Below are 6,000 nucleotides of genomic sequence, written 5' to 3' on the forward strand. Positions count from 1 at the left end.
CCGCACGCGGAATGAGCGGCGGTCGGCTGACGACGGGCAGCGCAGCGGCGCGGCCGGATTGCAGTGCGGCCGCGCCGTGTGGCCAGTATCGACGCACGGACGGGCCGGCTCGACAAGAAGGGAAGGTCGTGCGAGAATCGAGGGGAAACCGAAACCGAACCGCAAAGGGAAGCGACCATGAACCTGCCCGGACTTGTCACCGTCCAAGCCGACCAAACCGAGGAGCTCGACGCGCTCGCCCGTATGGTGGGCACGTGCTTCCTCGAGGAGATGTGGTACGTCACCTGGCTTGAAGCCCTCGACGAACTGGACGTCCGACCCGAGCGCAAGCTCGAGATCACCCGCGCCGTCATTCAAGCGGATTACGCCGTGACCGCACCCTACGGGTGCGTCTACACGCTGCCCGACCGCTCAGGCGCGGCGAACGCCTACCTGCGCAGCGAGCTAGGCGATGCGACCTGGCCCGAACTCGAGGAGAAATCGGGCATGCTCCTGGCCGAAGCGCTCACCGCCGAGGAGGCCGCGGCGCTGGAACCGCGCGCCGAGAAGATGGAGTCCCTATCCGACACGAGCTGGCCGCTTGAGCGAGCGGGCGCGGAAGAGGACTTCATCTATTTCGTCTCCATCGGCGTCGATCCCGAGAAACGCGGCAGCGGCGCGTTCCGACGCCTGATCACGCCGTTTCTCGCCCATGCCGACGAGCGCGGCTTGGATTGCTACCTCGACTGCTACACCGACCGGCTTGAACAGCTGTACGGGCACTTCGGCTTCCAGACGGTAGAGCGCCGCAGCAGCGACACCTTCCCCATCGAAGAGCGCCTTATGATCCGTCGGCCGCGCTAGGAGCAGGATGCGATGAGATCGAGCGAAGTCGCGCGCTTGGCGGGCGTCACCGTGCGGGCGCTGCGCCACTATCACGCCATCGGCCTTCTGCCCGAACCGGCGCGCAGCGACAACGGCTATCGCGACTACGATATCGATGACCTCGTGCGCGTGCTGCGCGTGAAGCGGCTCGCCTCGCTCGGGTTTCCGCTCGAACGCATCGGCGGCATGCTGGAAGAGCTGGATGCCGATGCCGTGGCAGACGGGGGCCTTTCCGCAGCCGAACGCCAGCTTGACGAGCTCGACGCGGAACTGGCTCGGCAAATCGAGCGGCTTGAGCGGCAGCGGCACACCATCGCCGAGATCAAGCGCGAGCGAAGCTTGCCCGACATGCCGAAGCGAGGCGCACGGCTCATGGAGGTCGTGCGCGACATCGAGCGGGATGCCGGGCGCGCCGCGAGCGTCGATACCACCGACCGCGCCGGCATGCTCTTGGCCGCGCATCTTTACGACAACGCCGAGTTCGACGAAGTCATGCGCATCTTCACAGCCGTCCGCGATCGCGGCTTGTCGGATCAGCTGTACACCATCGGCGAGCGTTGCGACGCGCTTGCCGCCGATGCCCCGCAATCGAAGCGCGACGAACTGGTGGACGAAGCGTTCGCGCTGCTCTCGCAGGTGATCGATTGCTTGGATCCCGCGATCTGGCTGCGCGACTACAACCAGGTGGAGCGCCTTATCGACGCCTCGGCGCGCAAGATGATGAACCCGGCGCAAATCGAGGTGAGCGACCGCGTCGAAGCCCTGCTGGAGCAACGCGTCCGCGACCGCGCCGCCGAAGCGGCGACGGGCTGAGAACGCTCCGTCGCGCCCGTCAGAGCGCGGCAGGCGCGCACGGTTTTCGGCAGGCGTTGAAGGCTGAGGGCGCGCAGCCCTCGCGGCAAGGCAGCCCCCTCCCTTGCGGAGAGGCCTCGCTTTGTTGCGAGGGGCCTCGGATGCACGAAGATAGCCGCTGCGAAGCCCTTACTTGCCGCGCCGCCATCGCAGCAGGATCGCCCGTCGGAAAAGCCCCAGGTGGCCGAAGGGCCTTCCCGCCGAAACAACTCTTTGTCGCTCCGATGCGCACCGGAAGAGCTTCGCGACGGCGATCTTCACGCATCTGGAGCCATCGTCGCGGCGAGACGCGCGATGGCGGCGAGGGGTGGCGAAAGGATGGGACACCGTCCTTATGCCACCCCTTCGATGCCGACCGGAATCCCCGACCACCGAAGGGTTCGAGCGCCACCCTCTCGACATGCGAAACCACTCTCCGCTGCTCAACCTCCATCGGCGCGAACCCGCATTCGCCGGATCGTCAGCAGAGCCCCCGATCGGGTGCTTCGGGGACTTCGCATTTGCCGATCGGGACTTCCGAAGCGATGGCGGGGCCTTGCGCGGCAAGCCGATTTGGCCCATGCCGATCTTGGTTTAACAGCGAAAACCGCCCGATCTGGCACGGATCGCGTCTTGTGCATAGGCTTTCGCTCTCCGAAAGACCGTTTGAGGGAATTGCGGAGAAAACGACCTGCGGAAATGCCTTTAACCGACCGTATTGATCCACTGCAAGCCATACACAAAACGTAATCCGTACCAGTTTCGGCACTTTTCTCTGCCAAACCAAGATTTACAGAGAGAATGCCCATTCGTGGCGGGTTTTGACGGAAATCCGCGATCGCTCACGTGCCCTTGCGGCATGCGGGCGCGCGAGCGCAGGCGCGACCAGGCATTTCCCAAAACAGAGAGGAAGAGCCGCCCTCGGTGCCTCCCCTTCGACCGCGGTTTTTCGTCAAAACCTGCCACGAGGGGCCTCTGTTAAACCAGGATTGATAAGCGGGTCGGCCCGCCGGTCAAGGCTCTGCCGTTTCGGGCCGAAGCCTATGACAGACCGGAATCAACGCAGCTTGCGTTCTTCCGATATCGAGCCTGATCGGGATAAACTCGGCTCGAGACTCGGCGAACGCGAGCTCGTGTCAATTTTTGCTTACCATAGAGGGGACACCTCTCCAGTACAAAATCACGGTTAAGAACGATTTTTCAGCCGAGTGGAATGTCGCGACCTGGCGTTTCTCCAAAAACAGTCTCAAAAGGAGCGAGAAAATCGTTCTTAACCGTGATTTTGCGCTACCGCCTCCATCTTCCGCTGTTAAACCAGGACTGACATGGGACAGGTCGGCTCGTCGCGCAAGGCCCCGCCATCGCTTTGGAGGTTCCAGCCGGCAAGCGGGAAGCCTCCTCCGAAGCACCCGACCGGGGGCTTCAGAGGAGGCTTCGGCGAACGCGGGTTCGTGTCAATTTTGGTTTAACAGCGGACTCCATCTCCCTCTGTTTGGTCGCCATTGACAGAGGCTAGGCCGTTCACTGTGCCCGACCAGAAAGGCTCGGCTCGGAATCCGGCAAGCATGAGTTCGCATCAATCCTGGTTTAGCGCAAAGCGGCGTTTTCCTTTGTCAAACCAAGATCGACAAAGACCAGTCCGGCCCGCATCAATGGCGGTTTGGCAGAAGGCGACGCTTTTCATTGCCGAGGCGGCACCAGTTCGGCTCAACGCACCGCCCCGAACGCGCATCCCAGCCCCCGCCTCGCAGCGACGGATAGGGCCGTGCGGACATGCGCGGTTTCTTCACAACGGCGTTTGACCCCGACGCAGCGTCATGGTTTTTACTGCAACAGAGCAGAAAGGACCCCTCATGCACGAACACCGCATCGCACCCCGCTTCCTCGCCTCAAGCGCGCTGTCGCTGCTCGGCAACTCCGTCGCCGGCGTGGCGCTGCCACTTATCCTGCTGGCCACGACCGGCGACGCGCTTGCCGCCGGGACGCTCGCGCTCATCTGCGCCGTCCCCCAAATGCTCATCGGCATCGCGGGAGGCGCGGCGCTCGACCGCTTCAACCGCCGCGACATCTCCATCCTGTCCGACCTCGTGTCCGCGGCAAGCGTGGCGCTCATTCCCGTGGTCGATGCGCTCTGGGGGCTGAATTTCTGGTGGTTCGTCGTCTTGGGCCTGATGGGAGCCGTTGGCGATGTCCCCGGCATGACCGCGCGCGACGCGTTGCTGCCCGCCGTCGCGAAGCGCGACGGCACCGACCTGCAGCGCTTCATGGGGCTGTCGCAATCGATCGACTCGCTCGTCGCCGTCGTCGGTCCCGCGTTGGCGGCGCTCTTCATCGGCATGGTCGGCGGGGTGCCGTCGCTGTGGTTCACGGCCGCGCTCTCGGCGCTGGCGGCGCTCGTCACCTGCACGCTGCCGCGCGCGGTGGGCGCCGTGGGGCAGCGTGCCGACACGACCGCGGCCACCGAACAAAAGCGCGGCCTCGTGGCGGCCGCCGCAGACGCGCTGCGCACCGGCGTGCGCGTGCTGCTGCGCACCGACGGCGTGCTGACAACCTCCACCCTGCTCACCTTCGGCATCGTCATGGTGATGGGGTCGTTCCAGGGCCTCGTGCTGCCTGTGCACTTCACGCAAAACGGCCACCCCGAGCTGCTCGGCTACGTGCTGTCGGCCATGTCGCTCGGTCTTCTGGTCAGCTCGCTGGCGTACGCCGCGCTCGCGCCGCGGCTCTCAAGGAGGTCGTGGTACGCGCTTTCGCTCGTGGGCATGGCGGCTGGTGTGGCGGTGCTGGGCGCGCTGCCAAGTTTCCCCGTGATGCTGGCGGGCGCGATCCTTCTCGGCGTAAGCGCAGGGCCGGCGTCGGCGCTGCTCGGATTCTTCATGTTCGACCGCATCCCCGAAGCGTCGCGCGGCAGCGCACTGGGCACGCAGAACTCCCTCGTGCTGGCAGCCGCGCCGGTGGCGGTGTTCGCCACGTCAGCCGCCGTCACGGCGTTTGGCGAGGCCGCAGCGGCGCTTGGCCTCGTCGGTTGTTGGCTGGCCATCACGGCGCTCGCGCTTGCCGCACGCAGCATGCGCACCCTCGACGAATCGACAAGCGTGAAAGAGGCAGCCGAACACGACAATCGAGAAGCAGATCCAACGCTCTAGTCCCCTTCCTGCCAAGCAAAGATTGACGCGCATGCACGTTCGTCCAATCCTGAACAGGGCCCTTGCGATCAAACGTCGCGGAAAACCCGTCGAACGAAGGGGTTCTCCGCAGCAGGAGGGGTTTGCACCATAGGCCGACCTTGTCTCTGTCAACGACGGCCCGGCAGGAGCAAACCCTTGCATGAGAAAAAGCGGGGGCTTTTGCCGAAGGGACGCGAGCGAAGCGCACAGCGCAACGACGCGCAGTGCAGCAATGTGAGCGATCCTCGGAAAGCGACCGGCGAAAACCGCGCCGCAAAACGACCCAAGCAAGGTAGCAAGCCCCTTCGCAAAAGGCCCTCGCGCATTGAGCAGCCGACATCGACAAAGAATGCTCGGCAGCGGTCGTGCTTCTACGGCTTTCGGTCATGAAATCGCTCTTAATTTTCGATAGTTTACCGTAATGTTCGCGCATACGCAGAAGATCGCCGTTTCGCGGCATTGAATGCGCCTTTTCTGTTGTATTTGCAACAGAAAAGGCGCGAAAGAGGCTCTTCTAATCGCCCGAGCAGCAATCCGGAACCCAAACCGGTACAATATCGAAGAAAAATCGGGGATCCGTTACCGTAGAACGGCAAGATGCCTTTGACGCGCCCCGCCCGCTCCCCCCCCCCCGCTCTCCTCGCACTCCGCGACCTTTGCACGCACCCGCTCTCTCTTCACACCCTGTGACCCTTGCACGCGCCGTCAGCCTCCTCGCATCCTTATCCCCTTGCAAAGCGAATGCGCTTGCCCGCCCGTCCCGCCATAAAACGCAGCGGCACGTCACGCCCATGGCAAGACGCACCATCCCGTCATTCAACTGAGCGCCTCGCAACGATAGGGGGGCCTCACAACAATGGCGCGCCCAGCTCTCTTCGCAGCCGGCACCCGCTTCGCAGCCGAAGCGCACCCGCATCCCGGCTGCTCAGCACGCTCTTCGCTCGGATGCCCCGCCCCGCCGTCCCCTTCGATCAGGTGCCCCTCCGTCACGCGCCGCTCAGCCGGACGCACCTCGCCCGCCTCGCGCCCCGTCTGGACAAACGCCCTACCCGCCGCCCTTCGATCAGGAGCCCCCCCTTCCGTCACGCGCCGCGCAACCGGCACACCCGCCCACCTTTTCCCCGCCCGACCTGGGCAC

At 64.5% G+C, this 6,000-nt stretch carries 4 protein-coding genes; 3 read left to right on the forward strand and 1 reads right to left on the reverse strand.

Annotation, left to right across the window (positions count from 1 at the left end; all coding sequences use genetic code 11):
• The first annotated feature begins 177 nt into the window (after positions 1-177).
• From C2L80_RS07145 to C2L80_RS07155, 3 genes are all read left to right on the forward strand, one after another.
• Positions 178-843, forward strand: coding sequence for a GNAT family N-acetyltransferase (locus C2L80_RS07145; protein WP_087197772.1), 666 nt, complete (start codon positions 178-180; stop codon positions 841-843).
• Between the two features lie 12 nt (positions 844-855).
• Entirely contained in the window at positions 856-1,677 is an 822-nt protein-coding gene (locus C2L80_RS07150; protein WP_087197769.1) for a MerR family transcriptional regulator, read from the forward strand.
• Positions 1,678-3,548: 1,871 nt separating this feature from the next.
• The gene (locus C2L80_RS07155; protein WP_087197766.1) at positions 3,549-4,841 is read left to right on the forward strand and encodes an MFS transporter; all 1,293 of its coding nucleotides are present in this window, start codon (positions 3,549-3,551) and stop codon (positions 4,839-4,841) included.
• Positions 4,842-5,678: 837 nt separating this feature from the next.
• Here C2L80_RS07155 and C2L80_RS14155 read toward each other — a convergent pair.
• On the reverse strand, positions 5,679-6,000 hold a 322-nt coding region (locus C2L80_RS14155), incomplete at its 5' end, for a hypothetical protein (RefSeq protein WP_204600547.1).

The sequence above is a fragment of the Rubneribacter badeniensis genome (assembly GCF_002899695.1).
GTDB classification, from domain to species: Bacteria; Actinomycetota; Coriobacteriia; order Coriobacteriales; family Eggerthellaceae; genus Rubneribacter; species Rubneribacter badeniensis.

Coding starts and splice junctions, on each gene's coding strand:
- C2L80_RS07145 (WP_087197772.1), top strand. CDS start 178: ATGAACCTGCCCGGACTTGTCACCGTCCAAGCCGACCAAACCGAGGAG.
- C2L80_RS07150 (WP_087197769.1), top strand. CDS start 856: ATGAGATCGAGCGAAGTCGCGCGCTTGGCGGGCGTCACCGTGCGGGCG.
- C2L80_RS07155 (WP_087197766.1), top strand. CDS start 3,549: ATGCACGAACACCGCATCGCACCCCGCTTCCTCGCCTCAAGCGCGCTG.